The sequence below is a fragment of the Pseudomonas sp. R1-1 genome, assembly GCF_051132135.1.
Lineage (GTDB): Bacteria > Pseudomonadota > Gammaproteobacteria > Pseudomonadales > Pseudomonadaceae > Aquipseudomonas.
Genome location: NZ_CP071663.1, coordinates 4,163,218 through 4,183,898 on the forward strand (window position 1 = coordinate 4,163,218; position 20,681 = coordinate 4,183,898).

At 60.4% G+C, this 20,681-nt stretch carries 16 protein-coding genes; 6 read left to right on the forward strand and 10 right to left on the reverse strand.

The genetic code is table 11. The annotated features are described in order from the left end of the window. The first annotated feature begins 7 nt into the window (after positions 1–7). The 5 genes from J3P75_RS18510 (at position 8) to cobA (ending at position 8,336) form a co-directional block, all read left to right on the forward strand. A complete protein-coding gene (locus J3P75_RS18510; RefSeq protein ID WP_434707744.1) occupies positions 8–1,678 on the forward strand; it encodes a protein kinase domain-containing protein in 1,671 nt (556 codons plus the stop codon). Positions 1,679–2,091: 413 nt separating this feature from the next. Next, positions 2,092–4,545 (forward strand): nitrite reductase large subunit NirB, encoded by a 2,454-nt coding sequence (gene nirB, locus J3P75_RS18515; protein WP_434707745.1) that lies wholly within the window; start codon positions 2,092–2,094, stop codon positions 4,543–4,545. Beyond that, the gene (gene nirD / locus J3P75_RS18520) at positions 4,542–4,859 is read left to right on the forward strand and encodes a nitrite reductase small subunit NirD (protein WP_090282554.1); all 318 of its coding nucleotides are present in this window, start codon (positions 4,542–4,544) and stop codon (positions 4,857–4,859) included. The genes nirB and nirD overlap by 4 nt, the downstream gene beginning before the upstream one ends. Next, positions 4,859–7,573, forward strand: a complete 2,715-nt coding sequence (locus tag J3P75_RS18525; RefSeq protein ID WP_434707746.1) for a nitrate reductase — start codon at positions 4,859–4,861, stop codon at positions 7,571–7,573. The genes nirD and J3P75_RS18525 overlap by 1 nt, the downstream gene beginning before the upstream one ends. Before the next feature lie 13 nt (positions 7,574–7,586). Then, positions 7,587–8,336, forward strand: a complete 750-nt coding sequence (gene cobA / locus J3P75_RS18530) for a uroporphyrinogen-III C-methyltransferase (RefSeq protein WP_434707747.1) — start codon at positions 7,587–7,589, stop codon at positions 8,334–8,336. A 75-nt stretch (positions 8,337–8,411) separates the two neighbouring features. On the opposite strand, the gene J3P75_RS18535 is transcribed toward cobA, so the two are convergent. From J3P75_RS18535 to ppsA, 8 genes are all read right to left on the reverse strand, one after another. After that, complete coding sequence (locus J3P75_RS18535; protein ID WP_016773833.1) at positions 8,412–9,446, reverse strand: OmpA family protein; 1,035 nt, start codon at positions 9,444–9,446, stop codon at positions 8,412–8,414. 107 nt (positions 9,447–9,553) lie between these two features. Continuing rightward, entirely contained in the window at positions 9,554–10,144 is a 591-nt protein-coding gene (gene sigX / locus J3P75_RS18540) for an RNA polymerase sigma factor SigX (RefSeq protein ID WP_011333251.1), read from the reverse strand. 90 nt (positions 10,145–10,234) lie between these two features. Continuing rightward, on the reverse strand, positions 10,235–11,059 hold the full coding sequence (locus J3P75_RS18545) for a mechanosensitive ion channel family protein (protein ID WP_016773831.1): 825 nt from the start codon (positions 11,057–11,059) through the stop codon (positions 10,235–10,237). Positions 11,060–11,061: 2 nt separating this feature from the next. Continuing rightward, positions 11,062–11,310, reverse strand: a complete 249-nt coding sequence (locus tag J3P75_RS18550; protein ID WP_090282551.1) for a CrfX protein — start codon at positions 11,308–11,310, stop codon at positions 11,062–11,064. A gap of 63 nt (positions 11,311–11,373) precedes the next feature. Next, positions 11,374–12,369, reverse strand: a complete 996-nt coding sequence (locus J3P75_RS18555) for a zinc transporter ZntB (protein ID WP_434707748.1) — start codon at positions 12,367–12,369, stop codon at positions 11,374–11,376. Positions 12,370–12,390: 21 nt separating this feature from the next. Then, positions 12,391–12,882: a ribonuclease E activity regulator RraA gene (gene rraA, locus J3P75_RS18560; protein WP_336354351.1), complete on the reverse strand. Its 492-nt coding sequence runs from the start codon at positions 12,880–12,882 to the stop codon at positions 12,391–12,393. 210 nt (positions 12,883–13,092) lie between these two features. Next, positions 13,093–14,082 (reverse strand): alpha/beta fold hydrolase, encoded by a 990-nt coding sequence (locus J3P75_RS18565; protein ID WP_434707749.1) that lies wholly within the window; start codon positions 14,080–14,082, stop codon positions 13,093–13,095. Between the two features lie 187 nt (positions 14,083–14,269). Beyond that, entirely contained in the window at positions 14,270–16,645 is a 2,376-nt protein-coding gene (ppsA, locus tag J3P75_RS18570) for a phosphoenolpyruvate synthase (protein ID WP_434707750.1), read from the reverse strand. A gap of 174 nt (positions 16,646–16,819) precedes the next feature. Here ppsA and ppsR point away from each other — a divergent pair, with 174 nt between their 5' ends. Next, a complete protein-coding gene (ppsR, locus tag J3P75_RS18575; RefSeq protein ID WP_016773826.1) occupies positions 16,820–17,638 on the forward strand; it encodes a posphoenolpyruvate synthetase regulatory kinase/phosphorylase PpsR in 819 nt (272 codons plus the stop codon). A gap of 133 nt (positions 17,639–17,771) precedes the next feature. On the opposite strand, the gene prpD is transcribed toward ppsR, so the two are convergent. Together prpD and prpF are read right to left on the reverse strand one after the other, a co-directional pair. Further along, positions 17,772–19,256 carry a 2-methylcitrate dehydratase gene (prpD, locus tag J3P75_RS18580; RefSeq protein ID WP_434707751.1) on the reverse strand — a complete coding sequence of 495 codons (1,485 nt, stop codon included), beginning with the start codon at positions 19,254–19,256 and terminating at the stop codon, positions 17,772–17,774. Positions 19,257–19,437: 181 nt separating this feature from the next. Continuing rightward, a complete protein-coding gene (gene prpF, locus J3P75_RS18585) occupies positions 19,438–20,628 on the reverse strand; it encodes a 2-methylaconitate cis-trans isomerase PrpF (protein ID WP_434707752.1) in 1,191 nt (396 codons plus the stop codon). Positions 20,629–20,681: the final 53 nt, after the last annotated feature.

Here is a 20,681-nt window from a genome sequence, read left to right on the forward strand (position 1 = left end):
GGCGTCGATGGCTCTGCAACTGAGCTTTGCCGAAGCCAGCGCCACCGGCCCGCGCGCGGAGAATCAGGACGCGCTGCGTGCGGTGACGCCGGCGCCAGCGCTGGCAGCAAGCAAAGGCTACCTGTTCGCCATCGCCGACGGCGTCAGCCAATGCGCCGATGGCGGCCTCGCCGCGCGCTCGACCTTGCAGGCGCTGGCGCTGGACTACTACGCCACCCCGGAAACCTGGAGCGTGGCACAAGCGCTGGATCGCCTGTTGCTCGCGCAAAACCGTTGGTTGCAGGCCAATGGCGGCGGGCAACCGCTGCTGACCACGGTCAGTGCGCTGGTGCTGCGCGGGCAGCGCTTCACCCTCGCCCACGTCGGCGATTGCCGGGTGTATCGCTGGCACGCCGAGACGTTGCAGCGCATCTCCGAGGATCACGTCTGGGACCAACCGGGCATGCAGCATGTGCTCAAGCGCGCGCTGGGACTGGATCAGCATCTGGTGCTGGATTTCCTCGACGGTGAATTGCACCAAGGCGAAAGCTTCGTGCTGCTCAGCGATGGCGTCTGGTCGACGCTGGGCGATACCGCAATCGCGGCGATTCTGCGTGATCAACCGGATCTGACGAACGCCGCACAAACGCTGATCAACGCCGCACATCTGGCCGGCAGTCAGGACAACGCCAGCGCCTTGCTGGTGCGCGTCGATGCGCTCGGTGAGTCGAGCATTGGCGATGCCTTGATTCATCTGCAGCAATGGCCTTTGCCGCCGCCACTCAAACCGGATCAGTCATTCGAAGGCTGGCAGGTGCAAGGCATTGTTGCGCAGAGCCAGCAATCGCTGCTGTACCGGGTCACCGATGGCCAAGGCCAGTCGTGGCTGTTGAAAACCCTGCCGGCGCGCCTGGCGGACGACCCGCAGGCCGGGCAAGCGCTGCTGTCCGAAGAATGGTTTCTGCGGCGCGTCGCCGGTCGGCACTTCCCTGAAGTGCATGCCTGCCCGCAGCGCCAGCATCTGTATTACGTGATGCGCGAATACCCGGGAACGACCCTCGCCCAATTGTTTCAACAACACGGCCCGCTGCCGCTGGCGCAGTGGCAGGACATCGCCGAGCGCTTGCTGCGCGCGGTCGGCCTGCTGCATCGTCGGCAAATCCTGCATCGCGACATCAAACCGGAAAACCTGCATTGGGGCGATGACGGCGAATTGCGCCTGCTGGACTTCGGCCTCGCTTATTGCCCCGGTCTGTCGCAAGACGCGCCGTCGACGTTGCCGGGAACCCCCAGCTTCATTGCTCCGGAAGCGTTTCGCGGCGATTCGCCGAGCGTGCAGCAGGATTTGTATGCGGTCGGTGTGACCCTGTATTACCTGCTCACCGGGCACTTTCCCTACGGCGAGATCGAAGCGTTTCAGCGGCCGCGATTTGGCGTGCCGGTGAGCGCCAGTCGGTTTCGTCCGGATCTGCCGGAATGGCTGGCGCAGAGCCTCGAGCGCGGCGTCGCGGCCGATCCACAGCAGCGCTTTGAAACGGCGGAAGAATGGTTGCTGCTGCTGGAACAGGGCGAGCGGCGCAGTTTAAGCGTGCGGCCCAGACCTTTGCTGGAGCGCGAGCCGTTGAAGGTCTGGCGAACCATGGCGCTGGTGGCCTTGTTGGGGAATGTGGTGCTGCTTGTGTTGTTGTTTCACAGTTGAAACCGTGGCGCGCCATTCGCGAGCAGGCGCACTCCTACAATTTGAAATGCGTTCCCCTGTAGGAGTGAGCCTGCTCGCGATGACGCCGGGCGCTGCGCTACAAATCTTTCCGGTTGAATGCGCCACGAACGAGCAACACGCCTCCAATCGGTGCAAAAAACACCTTCCACTTTCAGCCAATCCCCCATAAACCCGCCATTTCCCAAGTTGGCACAACCACTGCATTACTCCTCTCAACACACACATAAAGCCCAACCTTCAACGACGAAGGCTGGGCTCCCCGAGAGAACGGGACCAGGACAAAGGCGTCCTCGCTAGGCAACTAGCGGGACGCCTTTTTTTGTTTGCGCAAAATTTGTCGAGCACGGCCCGACGGCCCAACAGAGGCCCGCCGCAGCTCCCCGGAGAACCTGATGAAAAAACTCAAACTGGTGATGATCGGCAATGGCATGGCCGGGGTTCGCACCCTCGAAGAGCTGCTGAAACTGAGCAACGAGCTGTACGACATCACGGTCTTCGGCGCCGAACCGCACACCAACTACAACCGCATCCTGCTGTCGCCGGTGCTGGCCGGTGAGCAGACCTTCGAAGAGATCGTGCTCAACGACCTCGACTGGTACCTGGAAAACAACATCAAGCTGCTGCTCAACCGCAAAGTGGTAGAGATCGACCGGGTCAAGCGCCGGGTGATCGCCGAGGACGGCAGCGAAGCCGAGTATGATCGCCTGCTGATCGCCACCGGCTCGACGCCGTTCATCCTGCCGATCCCCGGCAACACCCTGCAGGGCGTGATCGGTTACCGCGACATTGCCGACACCCAGGCGATGATCGACACCGCCAAAACCCATAAGCACGCCGTGGTCATCGGCGGCGGCCTGCTCGGCCTCGAAGCGGCCAACGGCCTGATGCTGCGCGGCATGCACGTCACCGTGGTGCATCTCGGTGAATGGCTGCTGGAGCGGCAACTGGACAAGACCAGCGGCCAGCTCCTGCAATCGGCGCTGGAATCGCGCGGGCTGCACTTTCGCCTGTGCGAACAGACCCAGGCCTTGCACGACTCCGGCAATGGCCGGGTCGGCTCGGTGCAGTTCAAGAACGGCGACATCATCCCCGCCGATCTGGTGGTCATGGCGGCCGGCATTCGCCCCAACACCGAACTGGCGGAAAAGGCCGGCATCCCGTGCAACCGCGGGATTCTGGTCAACGACACCCTGCAAACCTACGACCCGCGTATCTATGCGATCGGTGAATGCGCCAGCCACCGCGGCATCGCCTACGGTCTGGTCGCGCCGCTGTTCGAACAGGCCAAGGTCTGCGCCAACCACCTCGCGCAATTGGGTTTCGCCCGTTATCAGGGCTCAGTGACCTCGACCAAACTCAAAGTCACCGGCATCGACCTGTTCTCCGCCGGCGACTTCATGGGCGGCGAAGGCACCGAGACCATCACCCTCTCCGACCCGATCGGCGGTGTGTACAAAAAACTGGTGATCAAGGACGACGTGCTGGTCGGCGCCTGTCTGTACGGCGATACGGCAGATGGCGGTTGGTATTTCCGGCAGATTCGTGAGAATCACGCCATCGGTGAGATCCGCGATCATTTGATGTTTGGCGAAAACGCCCTTGGCGACGTAGGACATCAGGGCCAGGACAAAGCCATGGTCATGGCCGACAGCGCCGAAGTCTGCGGCTGCAACGGCGTGTGCAAAGGCACCATCGTCAAGGCAATTCAGGAACACGGCCTGTTCAGCGTCGATGAAGTGAAGAAACACACCAAGGCTGCCAGCTCCTGCGGTTCCTGCGCTGGTCTGGTCGAGCAGATCCTGATCAACACGGTCGGCGGCGCGGCGGACGTCAAACCGAAAAGCGAAAAAGCCATTTGCGGTTGCAGCGACCTCAATCACGGGCAGATCCGCCAGGCGATTCGCCAAGAGCATCTGCTGACCATCGCCGACACCATGAGCTACCTGAACTGGCGCACGCCCAACGGCTGTGCGACCTGCCGCCCGGCGCTCAACTACTACCTGATTTCCACCTGGCCGGGCGAAGCCAAGGACGATCCGCAATCGCGCCTGATCAACGAACGCGCCCACGCCAACATTCAAAAGGACGGCACCTATTCGGTGGTGCCACGGATGTGGGGCGGCGTGACCAATCCCTCGGAATTGCGGCGCATCGCTGACGTCGCCGACAAATATCAAGTGCCGATGGTCAAGGTCACCGGCGGCCAGCGCATCGACCTTCTCGGCATCAAAAAGCAGGACTTGCCCGGCGTGTGGAAAGACCTCGACATGCCGTCCGGCCATGCCTACGGCAAATCCATCCGTACGGTGAAGACCTGCGTGGGCAGCGAGTTCTGCCGCTTCGGCACGCAGAATTCGACACAACTGGGCATCGACCTCGAGCACGACCTGTTCAACATGTGGTCGCCGCACAAGGTCAAACTCGCGGTTTCCGGCTGCCCGCGCAATTGCTCGGAAGCGGGCATCAAGGACGTCGGCATCATCGGCGTCGACTCCGGTTGGGAGATGTACATCGGCGGCAACGGCGGGATCAAAACCGAAGTCGCCGAGTTCTTCGTCAAACTGAAAACCGCCGATGAAGTGCGCGAATACAACGGCGCCTTCCTGCAGCTGTATCGCGAAGAAGCCTTCTACCTGGAACGCACCGTGCACTACCTGCAACGGGTCGGCATGGAGCACATCAAGAAGAACGTGCTCGAGGACGCCGAGCGCCGCAAAGCCTTGAACGAGCGCCTGCAATTCTCTCTGTCGTTCGAACAGGACCCATGGAAAGAGCGTCTTGCGCAGCCGCAACTGAAGAAAGAATTCGATGTGATCCCTGTGAAAAACCTGGAGGTGCCGGCATGAACTGGCTCGATATCTGTGCCCTCGACGAGATCAATGCCCTCGGTTCGCGAATCATTGCCGGGCCGAAAGGTGACATAGCGATTTTTCGTACCAGCGACGATGAGGTTTTCGCCCTCGACGACCGCTGCCCGCACAAGGGCGGCCCGTTGTCGCAAGGCCTGATCTACGGCAAACGCGTGGCCTGCCCGCTGCACAACTGGCAGATCGACCTCGAATCCGGCGAAGCCCAGGCGCCGGACGTTGGCTGCGCCCATCACCATCCGGCGCGGGTCGAAAACGGTCGGGTGCAATTGGCCCTGCGGGACGCCATCTGATGAACCGCCAGACGACCGCCTCGACCTGCTGCTATTGCGGGGTCGGCTGCGGCGTACTGATCGAGCATGACGGCGAGCGCATCCTCGGCGTCAGCGGCGATCCGGCGCACCCGGCCAACTTCGGCAAACTGTGCAGCAAAGGCTCGACCCTGCACCTGACCGGCGACCTCGCCGCCCGCGCGCTTTACCCAGAGCTGCGCCTGGGCAAAGGTCTGGCGCGCAGCCGCACAGACTGGGATACCGCGCTGGAACACGCCGCCAATGTTTTCGCCGAAACCATCGCCGAGCACGGCCCGGACAGCGTGGCGTTCTACATTTCCGGGCAGTTGCTGACCGAGGATTACTACGCCTTCAACAAACTCGCACGGGCGCTGGTCGGCACCAACAACATCGACAGCAATTCACGCCTGTGCATGTCTTCGGCGGTGGTCGGCTACAAACGTAGCCTCGGTGCCGACGCGCCGCCGTGCAGTTATGAAGATCTGGAGCTGAGCGATTGCGTGATGATCGTCGGCAGTAACATGGCCTACGCCCATCCGGTGCTTTTCCGTCGGCTGGAAGAAGCCAAAGCGCGGCGCCCGCAGATGAAAGTCATCGTCATCGATCCGCGGCGTACCGACACCTGTGATCTGGCGGACCTGCATCTGGCGATTCTGCCGGGCACCGACGTCGCGTTGTTTCATGGGATTTTGCACCTGCTGCTGTGGGAAGACTGGGTCGACCGCGATTTCATCAAGGCACACACTGAAGGTCTGGCCGAGCTGAAGAATCTGGTCCGCGACTACACCCCGCAGATGGTTTCGCAGCTGTGCGGGATCAGCGTCGAGCAGTTGCAGCAGTGCGCCGAATGGGTCGGCACGTCTCCGACCTTTCTGTCGCTGTGGTGCATGGGCTTGAATCAGTCCACCGCCGGCAGCGCGAAAAACAGCGCGCTGATCAATCTGCATCTGGCCACCGGGCAAATCGGCCGGCCGGGCGCAGGACCTTTCTCCCTGACCGGTCAGCCGAACGCCATGGGCGGGCGCGAAACCGGCAGTCTGTCGAATCTGCTGCCCGGCCACCGCGATGCGGCCAACCCGCAGCATCGGGCCGAAGTGGCGCAATACTGGGGCGTGGAAAGTTTGCCGGGAGCGCCCGGCCTCAGCGCTATCGAACTGTTCGAAAACCTGCGCAGCGGCAAGATCAAGGCCTTGTGGATTGCCTGTACCAACCCGGCGCAATCGATGCCGGACCAGAGCGCGGTGCGCGCGGCCCTTGAGACTTGCCCGTTCGTGGTGTTGCAGGAAGCGTTTCGCACCACCGAAACCGCCGCCTTCGCAGACCTGCTGCTGCCTGCCGCCAGCTGGGGCGAGAAAGAAGGCTCGGTGACCAACTCCGAGCGGCGCATTTCCCACGTTCGCCAGGCGATTGTCCCACCGGGTGAAGCACGGCCGGACTGGGCAATCACCGTGAATTTCGCTCAGCGCCTGGAGCAACGTTTGCGTGCGCAGCAGCCGAGTCTGTTTGCCTTCGCCGAGCCTGGGCAATTGTTCGACGAATTCAAAGGCTTGACCCGCGGCCGCGATCTCGACCTGTCCGGCATCAGCCATGCGCTGATTGACCAGATCGGCCCGCAACAGTGGCCCTTCCCGATCGGTGCCCGGCACGGCACGGCGCGCTTGTACGTCGACGGGGTTTTTCCTACCGCCAGCGGTCGCGCACAATTCATCGCCGAGCCGTACCTTGCCGCCAAGGAGCAACGCGATGCACGTTTCCCGCTGACCCTGCTCACTGGGCGCCTGCGCGATCAGTGGCACGGCATGAGCCGCACCGGCACCGCTGCGCAACTGTTCGGCCATGTCAGCGAAGCCGTGCTGAGCCTGCATCCGGAAGAGATGCGCCGGCACCGTCTGCAACCGGGGGATCTGGTCAATCTGAAGAGCCGTCGCGGCACGGTGATCGTCGCGGTCGGCAGCGATGACAGCGTGCGTCCCGGTCAGGCGTTTTTGCCGATGCACTGGGGCGATCGTTTTCTCAAGGGCGGCGTGAACAGCCTGACCCAGCCGGCCTTCGATCCACTGTCGAAACAACCGGAACTGAAACACAGCGGTGTGCGCCTGGAGCCGGTCAATCTGCCGTGGCAGCTGTTCGCCCTGATCGAGGGCGATGTGCAGCGGCATTTCGAGACGCTACGACCGCTCTGCGAGGCGTTTTCCTACGTCAGCCTCAGCCTTGTCGGACGCGAACGTCCGGCGCTGCTGATACGCGCTGCCAGCCGCGAGGCGCCGAATGCCACATTGCTCGCGCAAATCGACCAATGCCTGTCACTGATTGACGGCCCGGTCCTCGCCTACGACGACCCACGTCGCGCCATTGGCAAACGCGTGCGCATCGAGAACGGCCGGATTACTGCGATTCGTCTGGCTGGCGAAACCCTCGCGCAACATTGGTTGCAGGGTTTGTGGCTGGAAGGCAGTGCCGACGAACAACTGCGCCGCTGGTTGCTGGCGCCGATGAGCGCGCCGCCGGGCAATGTCGGGGTGCAGATGGCGGCCAACAAGACTTTGTGCAACTGCAAAAATGTCAGCCTCAACGCCGTCTGTGCTGGCATTCGCCAGGGTCTGGATCTGCAGGGTTTGAAAAATCAATTGGGCTGCGGCACGCAATGCGCCTCGTGCGTCCCGGAAATCAAACGCCTGCTGGCCGCCGATGTGCAGCCAGCCGCCGTCATCTGACGAGGAAAACACCATGAATGCAAAAGTCTGGCTGGTGGGTGCAGGTCCTGGTGACCCGGAACTGCTGACCCTCAAAGCGGTACGCGCGCTGCACGCGGCCGATGTGGTGCTGATCGACGACCTGGTCAACGAAGCGGTGCTGGAACACTGCCCTGACGCGCGGATCATTGCCGTAGGCAAGCGTGGCGGCTGTCGCTCGACCCCGCAGGCGTTCATCCACCGGCTGATGCTGCGTTACGCACGCCACGGCAAATGCGTGGTGCGGCTCAAGGGTGGTGATCCGTGCATTTTCGGCCGTGGCGGTGAAGAAGCACAGTGGCTGCGCGAGCGCGGCGTCGAGGTGGAACTGGTCAACGGCATCACCGCAGGCCTGGCCGGCGCCACGCAATGCGATATTTCCCTGACCTTGCGCGGCGTCGCCCGCGGCGTGACGCTGGTGACCGCGCACACTCAGGACGATAGCCAACTGAACTGGCAGGCACTGGCACAGAGTGGGACGACGCTGGTGATCTATATGGGTGTGGCCAAACTCGGCGAGATTCGCGAGCAACTGCTGGCCGGAGGGATGGCGGCGGAGACGCCGGTGGCAATGATCGAGAATGCTTCACTGCCGCAGCAGCGTGAATGCCGCAGTGACCTGAGCGCCATGGGTGAGGATGCCCGGCTGTTCGAACTCAAAAGCCCTGCGATTCTGGTGATCGGGGCAGTCGCCGCCGCGACTCAGTCCGCGCAGTACGATCTGCCTTCGATGGTGACGGCCTGAGCAATCCCCGCCTCGGCAAATCGCAGACAAAGAAAAGCCCGGCCTAAGCCGGGCTTTTCTCAGAGCGGCAGCTAATTACTTAGCTTGAGCTTCAACCTGCGCTTCTACGCGACGGTTAACAGCGCGGCCAGCGTCAGTTTTGTTGTCAGCAACTGGGCGGGATTCGCCGTAGCCAACAGACTGAACGCGGGACGATTCAACACCGTACTGGTTGGTCAGAACTTGCTTAACGGCGTTTGCACGACGCTCGGACAGTTTCTGGTTGTAAGCGTCAGGACCGACGGAGTCAGTGTGACCTTCAACAGTAGTGGTGGTGGATGGGTACTGCTTCATGAAGTCAGCCAGGTTCTTGATGTCGCCGTAGCTGTTTGGCTTGACGACCGACTTGTCGAAGTCGAATTTCACGTCCAGCTCAACACGAACAACTTCAGCAACTGCTGGGCAGCCATCAGCGTCAACAGTTACGTTGGCTGGGGTGTCCGGGCACTTGTCAACGTTGTCGCAAACGCCATCGTTGTCGCTGTCGGAGCAGACTTCAGCGGGTGCTGGAACTGGAGCAGCAGCAGGCTTGGAGCCACCACCGAAGTTCACACCGATACCGACGCTAGGAGCCCACTCGGTGTCGCCCTGGTCGATGTTGTATTGAGCTTCAACGCCAGCACGGGCGTAGAAGTTCTCGGTGAAGTACAGCTTGGCACCGCCGCCAACGTTGGCGAAGGTGGAACGGTTACGACCGTTCGAACCGTTCTGGTCGATGCTCTGGTCAGAGAAACCGGCCGAAACGTATGGACGAATCATGTCGCCTGGGTTGTTGAAGTGGTACAGAGCGTCCAGAGCGGTGTTAGCGCCTTTGACGTTCTTGCCATCGTCGGCACGTACGTTGTGCACTTCGTCGTAGCCCAGACGCAGTTCTACGTCGTCGGTCAGGAAGTAACCGATCGAACCGCCGAACAGGTTGCCGTTGTTCTTGAAGTTACGAGCGCTGTCGAATTGTTCTTTCTTGGCGAAGCCTTCGATTTCAACTGCGCCTTGGCCTTGTGCCAGAGCGCCGAACGAAGTGGCGGCAATCAGAGAACCAATGGCCAAGCCCAAGGTGTTTTTCAGTTTCATCCGTTAAATCCCCATCTGGTGATTGTGAAGCAGTCCCGCAAACCGGGGGACAACTCGGCGGCAAGTCTATCAGAACTTGCCTACACGTAAGAGATATTTGCGCTGAACTAAGTTTCAGCAATGCCTGCAAATTTCTCACGCAATTTATCTAGAGCGCGTTTGTAACGCATTTTTGTCGCACTCAAACCCATGTGCATGATGTCTGCGATCTCCTGAAACTCCAGCTCTGCGACAAATCGTAGCACCAGAATTTCGCGGTCAATCGGATTCACATACACCAGCCAGCGATCAAGCCCACCCTTCTCCTCCGGTTTCGGCGCCTTTTCTTCAGACGCTTCTTCAAGAGGGTCCAGGCTGAGAGCGTCCATCAAGCGACGCTTACGCCGTTCCTTCCGATACTGCGTGATGCATTCGTTGTAAGTGATGCTGTAAAGCCAGGTTTTGAACTTCGATTTCCCCTCGAAGTTCTTCAGGCCATACAGCACCTTCAGCATCACTTCCTGACAGACATCGTCTGCGTCGCGATCGTTCCCAAGATATCTCGCACAGACATTAAATAATGTTCGCTGGTAACGCCGCATCAACTCTTCATAGGCGCGCGTTACGTGAAAAAGCTCGGTGTGCGAGCGCGCGACCAACTCCTCATCAGAGAGCTCGCGGGGGTCGTAGCGCGTGGATAGCGTTTGGGCTTTATTCAAAACAAGTCGTGCCGACAGTCAGGTCAATGTCCACCGCAGCCAGCCTTGGCTGGCATTTTGCGGCGGCATACATTAGCAGGGTTTGCCGGTTTAGCGGCTACTCACATGCTGTTCCAGCAGGATCCGATTGGAGAGAGAGACTAGCTCACCCTCATCGGTCAGCAATGTGGTTTTAACCGTGCCGATCTCTTCGATCTGGCCTTCGACCTCGCCAACACGCACTTGTTGCCCAACCTCGTACAACTCACGCACATAGATTCCCGCAAGAATCTGCCCGGCAATTTCCCGGCTTCCCAACCCCATGGCCAGCGCAACTGCCAGACCAACGGTAATCAATACAATGACAATCACATGGTTCAGCAGGTCGGTCTTGACCTCGAGCTGACTGATCGCCACCGAGATACTGATGATGATCACCAGCCCCTGCGCGATACGCCCCAGCCCCGAAGCGTAGTCCAGGCCTACGCCTTCCGCTGCCCCGCGCACCAGACCATTGGCCAATTGCGCGAGCAACACACCGACCAGCAACACCAGCGCAGCACCGAAAACTTTCGGCAGATACAGCGCCAGCATGTCCAGCGTAGCTGAAACTCGCTCAAGGCCAAGGGATTCTGCTGCAGAAACCAGGAAAATCAGCAGAACGAACCAGTAAACGATTTTACCGATCAGGGTCGAGATCGGCACTTGCAGCCCGGCACGCGACATCAGCTTGGTCAGACCGGTGCCGCCCATCAGCCGATCGAGGCCCAATTTGGCCAGCAACTTGGAAAGCAAGGTGTCGAGCAGCTTGGCCACGACGAAACCCAGCAGCAGCACAACCAGTGCGCCGAACAGGTTCGGAATGAAATTAGCGACTTTGGTCCACAACGCAGTCATTGCAGTGACGAGGCTCTGAGTCCAGAGATCAAGTTCCATATTCAATCAGCCTTATCAGCAGTGCGAACAGCAGGTTTACGAAGACGGGAAACCGGCGAAACATGCGCCGAGCCATTGTTCAGGGCGATCATCAGCGCGGGCAGCCAGCGGCCCAGCAGGCTGAACAGGTCACCGGCGCCGACCTGGCGGTTGGCGGTTTTGAGTACGCGGCCCAGACAGGCATCGTCGTCGCGGCTGGACGGCGAGGCGTTGAGCATGTCGCGCAAAGACTGTTCAAACGGATCGTGCATACGCACCTCTCGTGATGTCTGTGAAAGACGCGGGCAGATTTGGTCGGGTCACATGCGGCCTCTTCATACCCAGCGCAAACGACGGAACAACCACCACTGGCCCAGGGCCATGGCGAGCACTGTCAAGCAGGCGATCAGGAAGCCATAAGGGCTTTCAGCAAACGGAATGCCGCCGACATTGATACCCAGCAGGCCGGTGAAAAAACTCATCGGCAAAAAAATGCAGGTGATGATGCCGAAGCGATACATGGTGCGATTCATGCGTACGCTCAAACGCCGGTCTTCGGCCTCCAGCACAAGCCCCACGCGCTCTCGAGTCAATTCCAGCTCTTCCAGATAGCGGGTCAGGCTGTTGTTCAGTTCGTTCCAGTAATCGGCATCGTCATCGACGAACCAGGGCAGTTTTATCCGCGTCAGCTGGCCGAAAATATCCCGCTGCGGGGCGAGAAAACGCTTGAGCCCGGCAGCCCGCCGACGGATGTGCAAAACCGAGCCATGCTCAGGGGTATACCGTTCGTCGGCATCCATTTTTTCTTCTTCCTCATCGGCGATTTCCGAGAGGCAAGTGACCAGATCCTGCACTTTATTGGTGAGGAACTGCGCCAGATAAAGGATCAGTTCGGAAGCGGTCTTCGGGCCTTTGCCCTCGGCCAATTGGGCGAGCAATTCGTCGGTGGCGCGCAATGGCCGCAAACGCAGGGAAATCACCCGTTGCGCAGAAGCAAAAATCCGCACCGAAACCATGTCTTCCGGCTCGGCGCCCGGGTTGAGATTGACCCCTCGCAAAAACAGCAGCAGCTCGGACTCGGGCAGCGGCAACAGACGTGGTCGGGTGTTCTCTTCCAGCAGCAGGTCGCAGGTGAACTCGTTGAGTCCGCTGGATTTGCGCAGCCAGGTCTGGGTCTGCGGATGGCTGCGATCCCAATGCAGCCACAGGCTTTCGTGCGCCTGCAGCTGCGGATCGTCAAGTTCCGTCCGGGCTATCGAACGCGCACCGCCCTTACCGTCCAGCACCAGGGCATGCACCAGCCCCCACTGCGCGTTTTCTTCCTCGAACATCCGCATCCCTTGTCGAAAAGCTTATTCAGGCATTTGCAGCGGACTCGGCGAAACGATCACGCCGTTGTTGTCCGCATAGACATAGTGGCCCGGCTGGAAAGTCACACCGGCGAAGGTCACCGCGACGTTGAGGTCGCCGATGCCGCGCTTTTCGGTCTTCATCGGGTGGCTGGCCAGCGCCTGCACGCCGAGATCGGTTTGAGCCAAGACATCGACGTCACGGATGCAACCGTAGATCACCATGCCTTCCCAACCGTTTTTTGCAGCCTTTTCGGCAATCATGTCGCCCAACAGCGCGCGGCGCAGCGAGCCACCGCCGTCGACCACCAGCACTTTGCCAGTGCCGTCGAGTTCGGCCTGTTCCTTGACCAGCGAGTTGTCTTCGAAGCATTTGATGGTCACGATTTCGCCGCCGAAGGAATCACGGCCACCGAAATTGCTGAACATCGGTTCCAGCACCTGCACCAGCTCCGGGTAGGCGTCGCACAGGTCAGGCGTAAGGTAATGGTTCATCGAAAAACTCCTGTAAAAAGCAAGACGATCAAGGATGCCGCATTCTGATGAGACGAGTCCGGCCAGTCGCTATTTACCTTAGCCCACGCCATGGTCGCTGAGCGAACCTGAACACAGCCTGAAACGTAATCGCTAAACAGTCGCAAAATATGACCAGAACCGCACAATGCGTCATATCTTAGCCGCAAGCCAGGCTGAACGGAACGCCCCTTACACTGCGGTAGCCAGATCCGCCGGTTGCGCCAGCAATGGCGCCTGCTGATCGTTCAGCCAGCGCGCCACCAGCGGCCACACTTCGGCCTGCGCCGCTTTGCTCACCAGCATTTCGACATGGCCGAAATTGTCGCTGAAACCTTGCTCGCGCCCCAGATTGACGAACTGCTTGTGCTCGGAGCCGATCTGCTCGAACAGCTTGCGACAGGCCCACGCCGGATCCTGATGATCGCCCGCCGCTGTCACCGCCAACACCGGCACCCGAACGTCGGCGAGCCCGGCCCACCAATCCTTGTCCTTGTCGCCAAAGCGGCCAAACAAGCCGTACCAGCGCATACTTTCGATGGCCAGGCCGATTGGCTCGTCTTCCGGGCCGCGCCGCAGGCGTGAACCGGACAACTGCGCGAAACGCTTGAGAATGAGGCGACTGCCCCACTCCAGCGGCGGGATCTTCAGCGGCCAGTACGTGCGGCTGACCTGCGTGCCGAAAAACGCTGCCGACGCCACCGCCGGTTCGCCGAGATATTCGCCGCCCAGCGCCGCCGCCAGGGTAATGCCGCCCAGCGAATGGCCGATCCAGTGCGGAATCTGCCCACTTTGCTCACGAACGAACGCGGCAATCGCCGGCAGATCGTAACGCGCGTAATCGGCGACCCGGTTGCGCCGATAATCCTCGTTGCGCTGCGACAGACCGTGGCCGCGCATCTCGGGAATCCAGACGGCGAAGCCCAAGCGCGTCAGGTACGCACCCAGGCCCAGACCTTTGGGGGAAAACCAGAAGCGTCGATTGGAAAAACTGCCGTGCAGCAGAATCACCGGCACGCGGCGCGGCGCCGAGTCATCGGCCATGCCCAGGCGGGTCACGGCGATTTCCACGGACCAGTCGGGGCTGTTGCCAGGTTTGAGTCGATACACATCTTCGCTCAGATCGCCGCGCCGCTCGGCGCTGATCAGGGCGACAGGAAACAGGTTGCTGCTGCTTTGCATAATGCTCTTGCACAAAAAAGGGCGGCATCTACGAGAGCCCGCCCTACTTCAATCAAAAGGCCCCTCCCCCTTGTAGGAGTGAGCCTGCTCGCGATGGCGGTGTGTCATTCGAATCAATCTTGACTGTCATGACGCTATCGCGAGCAGGCTCACTCCTACAGAAGGGAGCGGCCCGTTCACATGTTGATCAAGCCTGCGCCTGACCTTCAGCGAGGAAGAACCAGGTTTCCAGCACGGTGTCCGGGTTCAGCGACACGCTTTCGATGCCCTGCTCCATCAGCCATTTGGCCAGGTCCGGGTGGTCCGAAGGGCCCTGACCGCAGATGCCGATGTACTTGCCGGCCTTGTTGCAGGCCTGGATGGCATTGGCCAGCAGCTTCTTGACCGCCGGATTTCGCTCGTCGAACAGGTGCGCGATGATACCGGAATCGCGGTCCAGACCCAGGGTCAACTGAGTCAGGTCGTTGGAACCGATCGAGAAGCCGTCGAAGAACTCAAGAAATTCGTCAGCCAGAATCGCGTTGGATGGCAGTTCGCACATCATGATCACGCGCAAACCGTTGTCGCCACGGGCCAGGCCGTTTTCGGCGAGCAGGTCGACCACCTGGCTGGCTTCGCCGAGCGTACGAACGAACGGCACCATGATTTCGACGTTGGTGAGGCCCATCTCGTTGCGCACACGTTTCAGCGCGCGGCATTCGAGTTCGAAGCAGTCGCGGAACGATTCGCTGATGTAACGCGAAGCACCGCGGAAGCCCAGCATCGGGTTTTCTTCTTCCGGCTCGTAGAGCTTGCCGCCGATCAGGTTGGCGTATTCGTTGGACTTGAAGTCCGACAGACGCACGATGACTTTCTTCGGAGCGAACGCGGCAGCCAGGGTGCTGATGCCTTCGACCAGTTTCTCGACATAGAAACCGACCGGATCATCGTAACCGGCGATGCGCTTGTCGACGCTTTCCTTGATTTCCTGCGGCAGACCGTCGTAGTTCAACAGCGCTTTCGGGTGCACGCCGATCATGCGGTTGATGATGAATTCCAGACGGGCCAGGCCAACGCCGGCGTTCGGCAGTTGCGCGAAGTCGAAGGCGCGGTCCGGGTTACCGACGTTCATCATGATCTTGAACGGCAGTTCCGGCATGGCATCAACGGAGTTTTTCTTGATGTCGAAGCCCAGTTCGCCTTCGAAGATGTAACCGGTGTCGCCCTCGGCGCAGGACACGGTCACGCCCTGGCCATCCTTCAGCAGCTGGGTGGCGTTGCCACAACCGACGACCGCGGGAATGCCCAGTTCGCGAGCAATGATCGCCGCGTGGCAGGTACGCCCGCCACGGTTGGTGACGATGGCGCTGGCGCGCTTCATCACCGGTTCCCAGTCCGGGTCGGTCATGTCGGAGACCAGCACGTCGCCCGGCTGGACCTTGTCCATCTCGGAGACATCTTTGATGATCCGCACCTTGCCGGCGCCGATGCGCTGGCCGATGGCTCGACCTTCTACCAGCACGGTGCCGGTTTCCTTGAGCAGGTAACGCTCCATGACGTTGGCCTGGGTGCGGCTTTTCACGGTTTCCGGACGCGCCTGCACGATGTACAGCTTGCCGTCGTCACCGTCCTTGGCCCACTCGATGTCCATCGGGCAGCCGTAGTGCTTCTCGATGATCATCGCCTGCTTGGCCAGTTCGCTGACTTCAGCATCGGTCAGGCAGAAACGCGCGCGTTCGGCCTTGTCGACATCAACCGTCTTGACCGAACGACCGGCCTTGGCCTCGTCGCCGTAGATCATCTTGATGGCTTTGCTGCCCAGGTTGCGACGCAGGATCGCCGGACGACCGGCCTCCAGCGTGCCTTTGTGTACGTAGAATTCGTCCGGGTTGACCGCGCCTTGGACGACGGTTTCGCCCAGGCCGTAAGCGCCGGTGATGAACACCACGTCACGGAAGCCGGATTCGGTATCGAGGGTGAACATCACACCGGCGGTGCCGGTTTCCGAACGCACCATGCGCTGCACGCCGGCCGACAGGGCGACCAGTTTGTGGTCGAAGCCCTGGTGCACGCGGTAGGAAATCGCACGGTCGTTGAACAGCGAAGCGAACACCTCTTTGGCGGCGCGGATGACGTTTTCCACGCCACGGATGTTCAGGAAGGTTTCCTGTTGACCGGCGAACGACGCGTCCGGCAGGTCTTCGGCGGTGGCAGAGGAACGCACGGCCACGGCGACATCAGGATTACCGGCCGACAACGCGGCAAACGCGGTGCGGATCTCGGTGTTGAGTTTTTCGGGGAATTCGGCGTCCATGATCCATTGGCGGATCTGCGCACCGGTCTTGGCCAGGGCATTGACGTCGTCGACGTCGAGCGCGTCGAGGGCCTGGTGGATCTGCTCGTTGAGGCCGCTCAGTTCGAGGAAGTCACGATAGGCCTGAGCCGTCGTGGCGAAGCCGCCGGGGACCGAAACACCGGCGCCTGCCAGGTTACTGATCATCTCGCCCAGGGATGCGTTCTTGCCCCCCACATGCTCAACATCGTGTTTGCCGAGCTTATCGAGGGAAACTACGTACTCTACCAAGGTGATCTCTCCACTAACTGTGTTGGAAAAGCTCAGAAGCCGGCGGCCCGGGGGAGCCTTGGCCGGCTGTATGGCCTGGACCTGGAAAATAAGTGAGAATGCGGGCCAATCGCGGCCGACAAATCGCGCCTATCATATCCAAGAATGCTCATTAGTCTAAGGCCCAAGGTGCAAATGAAACGATCCGCTTTCTTCATCTCCGATGGCACCGGCATCACTGCCGAAACCCTGGGTCAAAGTCTTCTGGCGCAGTTCGAAAACATTACCTTCAGCAAGTTCACCCGGCCGTACATCGACAGCGTTGAAAAAGCGCGGGCCATGGTACAACAAATCAACAAAGCCGCTGAAACCGACGGCTTTCGGCCGATCATCTTCGACACCATCGTCAATCAGGACATTCGTGAGATTCTCGCAACGTCCAATGGTTTCATGATCGACATTTTCTCGACCTTCCTCGCCCCGCTCGAACAGGAACTGACCGAGCATTCGTCGTACACCGTCGGCAAGTCGCATTCGATCGGGCACAACTCCAATTACATGGAGCGCATCGAGGCGGTGAACTTCGCCCTCGACAACGACGACGGCGCCCGCACCCACTATTACGACAAAGCCGATCTGATACTAGTCGGCGTGTCGCGATGCGGCAAAACACCGACGTGTTTGTACATGGCGATGCAGTTCGGCATTCGCGCGGCCAACTACCCGTTGACCGAAGACGACATGGAGCGCCTGACCCTGCCGACCGCCCTGCGCGCCCATCAGCACAAGCTGTTCGGCCTGACCATCGACCCGGACCGTCTCACCGCCATCCGCAACGAGCGCAAGCCCAACAGCCGCTATTCGAGCTACGCCCAGTGCGAATTTGAAGTGCGCGAAGTGGAAAACCTGTTCCGCCGCGAAAACATCCCGCACATCAATTCCACGCATTTTTCCGTGGAAGAGATTTCCGCGAAAATTCTGGTGGAGAAAGGGGTTGAGCGGCGGTTCAAGTAAGTTTGTATTGCCTGATACGACGCCTTCGCGAGCAGGCTCGCTCCCACAGGTTATGCAGGGGTTCATGAATTGTGTGTTCACCACAAAATCCTGTGGGAGCCAGCCTGCTGGCGATGAACGATCACGCGGTGGTTCAGATCACGAACAGGTCGATGAATCGATTCACCGGTGTGCTTTCCAGCCGCGCCTGATCCTTGCACAAGGCAACAATTTCCGCGCAACGCTGCCCGGCAAAACGCGTCGCCAGGTTGGCCTTGAACTTGTCCTCCAGCAACGGAATGCCTTCAGCCCGGCGGCGCCGATGGCCGATCGGGTATTCGACCAGCACGTTGTCGGTGCTGCTGCCGTCCTTGAAAAACACCTGCACGGCATTGGCAATCGAGCGTTTGTCAGGCTCGAGGTATTCGCGGCTGAAACGCGGATCTTCAACGATGACCATTTTCTCGCGCAGTACATCAATGATCGGGTGCGCCTTGTGGAAATCGTCTTCGTACTGCTCGGCGACCAGAGTGCCGAACGCCAGCGGCACCGCGGTCATGTACTGCAGGCAATGATCGCGGTCGGCAGCATTGGCCAGCGGTCCGACCTTGGAGATGATACGAATCGCTGATTCATGGGTGGTGATGACGATCCGGTCGATCTCATGCAGACGATTGCGCACCTGCGGGTACAAGGTCACCGCCGCCTCGCAGGCGGTTTGTGCGTGGAATTCGGCAGGAAAGCTGATCTTGAACAGCACGTTTTCCATCACATAACTGCCGAACGGGCGGGAAAAACTAAAGGCCCGTTTGCCCTCAGGTTTCAGCGCCAGATCGTTATTGGTGTGACTGAACGACACGTCATAAAAGCCCCACTGTTTCGCGCTCAAGACCCCGGGAATACCCATCTCGCCACGCATGGCGATATCGGCCAGACGCACGCCACGACTCGCCGCATCCCCCGCCGCCCAGGATTTGCGCGAGCCGGCGTTGGGCGCATGGCGATAAGTGCGCAGCGCCTGACCATCGGCAAAGGCATGCGACAGCGCTGACAGCAGTTGCTCGCGGTTGGCGCCCATGAGTCGAGCGCTGACGGCAGTCGAGGCGACTTTGACCAGCATCACGTGGTCGAGGCCGACACGATTGAAAGAGTTTTCCAGAGCAATCACGCCTTGAATTTCATGGGCCATGATCATCGCTTCGAGCACGTCGCGAATCGTCAGCGGCGGCTCACCATTGGCAACACGTTTCTGCGACAGGTGATCAGCTACGGCGAGGATGGCGCCGAGGTTGTCCGACGGATGCCCCCATTCGGCGGCGAGCCAGGTGTCGTTGTAATCCAGCCAGCGAACGATGCAACCGATGTCCCACGCGGCTTTGACCGGATCGAGGCGATAGCTGGTGCCGGGCACCCGCGCACCGAAAGGCACAACCGTACCCTCGACGATCGGGCCGAGGTGTTTGGTGCATTCGGGAAACCGCAGCGCCAGCAGGCCGCAGCCCAGCGTATCCATCAGGCAGTTGCGGGCGGTGCCGAGGGCTTCGGCGGAGGCGGTTTTGAAGGTCAGGACGTAGTCGGCGATCGTCTGCAGGACATCGTCGTAGTCGGGGCGGTTGTTCAGGTCGACGTTGGCGCTCATGTTCGATTCACTCTTGAAGTGGTTCGTTGATGGGACCTCGGTTCAGGGCTAACGATTTTTATTGTTGGAATGCAAAACTGTAGGAGTGAGCCTGCTCGCGATAGCGGTGTGTCAGCCGACATAAATACTCGCTGGTTTGACGCTATCGCGAGCAGGCTCACTCCAGGGTTTGTGGCGATCTTTAGAAAGAACCTCCGGGCACGCGCACGCAGCCTTCCATAAGAACCCGCGCACTGCGGCTCATGATGGCTTTCTTCACCACCCACTCGCCGTTTTCCTGAGTGGCTTCAGCGCCCACGCGCAATGTCCCGGACGGATGGCCAAAACGCACGGCATTGCGCTCGACTCCGCCAGCGGCGAGGTTGACCAGCGTGCCGGGAATTGCCGCCGCCGTGCCGATGGCCACTGCGGCCGTGCCCATCATCGCGTGGTGCAGCTTACCCATCGAAAGCGCGCGCACCAGCAGATCAACGTCGCCAGCGGTGACTGCCTTGCCGCTGGACGCGACGTAATCCGCGGGTTTGGCGACAAACGCCACTTTCGGCGTGTGCTGCCGTTTCGCCGCTTCCTCGATATTGGCGATCAGGCCCATGCGCAGGGCGCCATACGCACGAATCGTCTCGAACATCAGCAGCGCTTTCGGATCGCCGTTGATCGCGCCTTGCAGTTCGGTGCCGGTGTAGCCGATGTCTTCGGCGTTAACGAAAATCGTTGGAATGCCGGCATTGATCAGGGTTGCCTTGAAGGTACCGACGCCCGGCACTTCCAGCTCGTCGACCAGATTGCCGGTGGGGAACATCGAACCGCCGCCGCCCTCTTCTTCCGCCGCCGGGTCCATGAACTCCACCTGCACTTCAGCAGCCGGAAAGGTCACGCCATCGAGTTCGAAGTCACCGGTTTCCTGCACTTCGCCTTCGGTGATCGGCACGTGGGCAATGATCGTTTTGCCGATGTTGGCCTGCCACACACGCACCACCGCGACACCGTTTTTCGGGATGCGGCTGGCGTCGACCAGACCATTGCTGATGGCGAACGAACCGACCGCCGCCGAGAGGTTGCCGCAGTTGCCGCTCCAGTCCACGAAAGGCTTGTCGATGGAAACCTGACCAAACAGGTAGTCGACATCGTGATCAGCGCGGGTGCTTTTCGACAGGATCACGGTTTTGCTGGTGCTTGAAGTGGCACCACCCATGCCGTCGATCTGCTTGTCGTACGGGTCGGGGCTACCGATCACCCGCAGCAATAAAGCATCGCGGGCCGGGCCTGGAACCTGCGCAGCTTCGGGCAGATCCGTGAGGCTGAAGAACACGCCTTTGCTGGTGCCGCCGCGCATGTAGGTCGCGGGGATCTTGATCTGTGGTGCGTGAGCCATATTGCTCCTTATCGAAGGCACGGGATTGGAAATCCCATGCCCATACAAGTTGA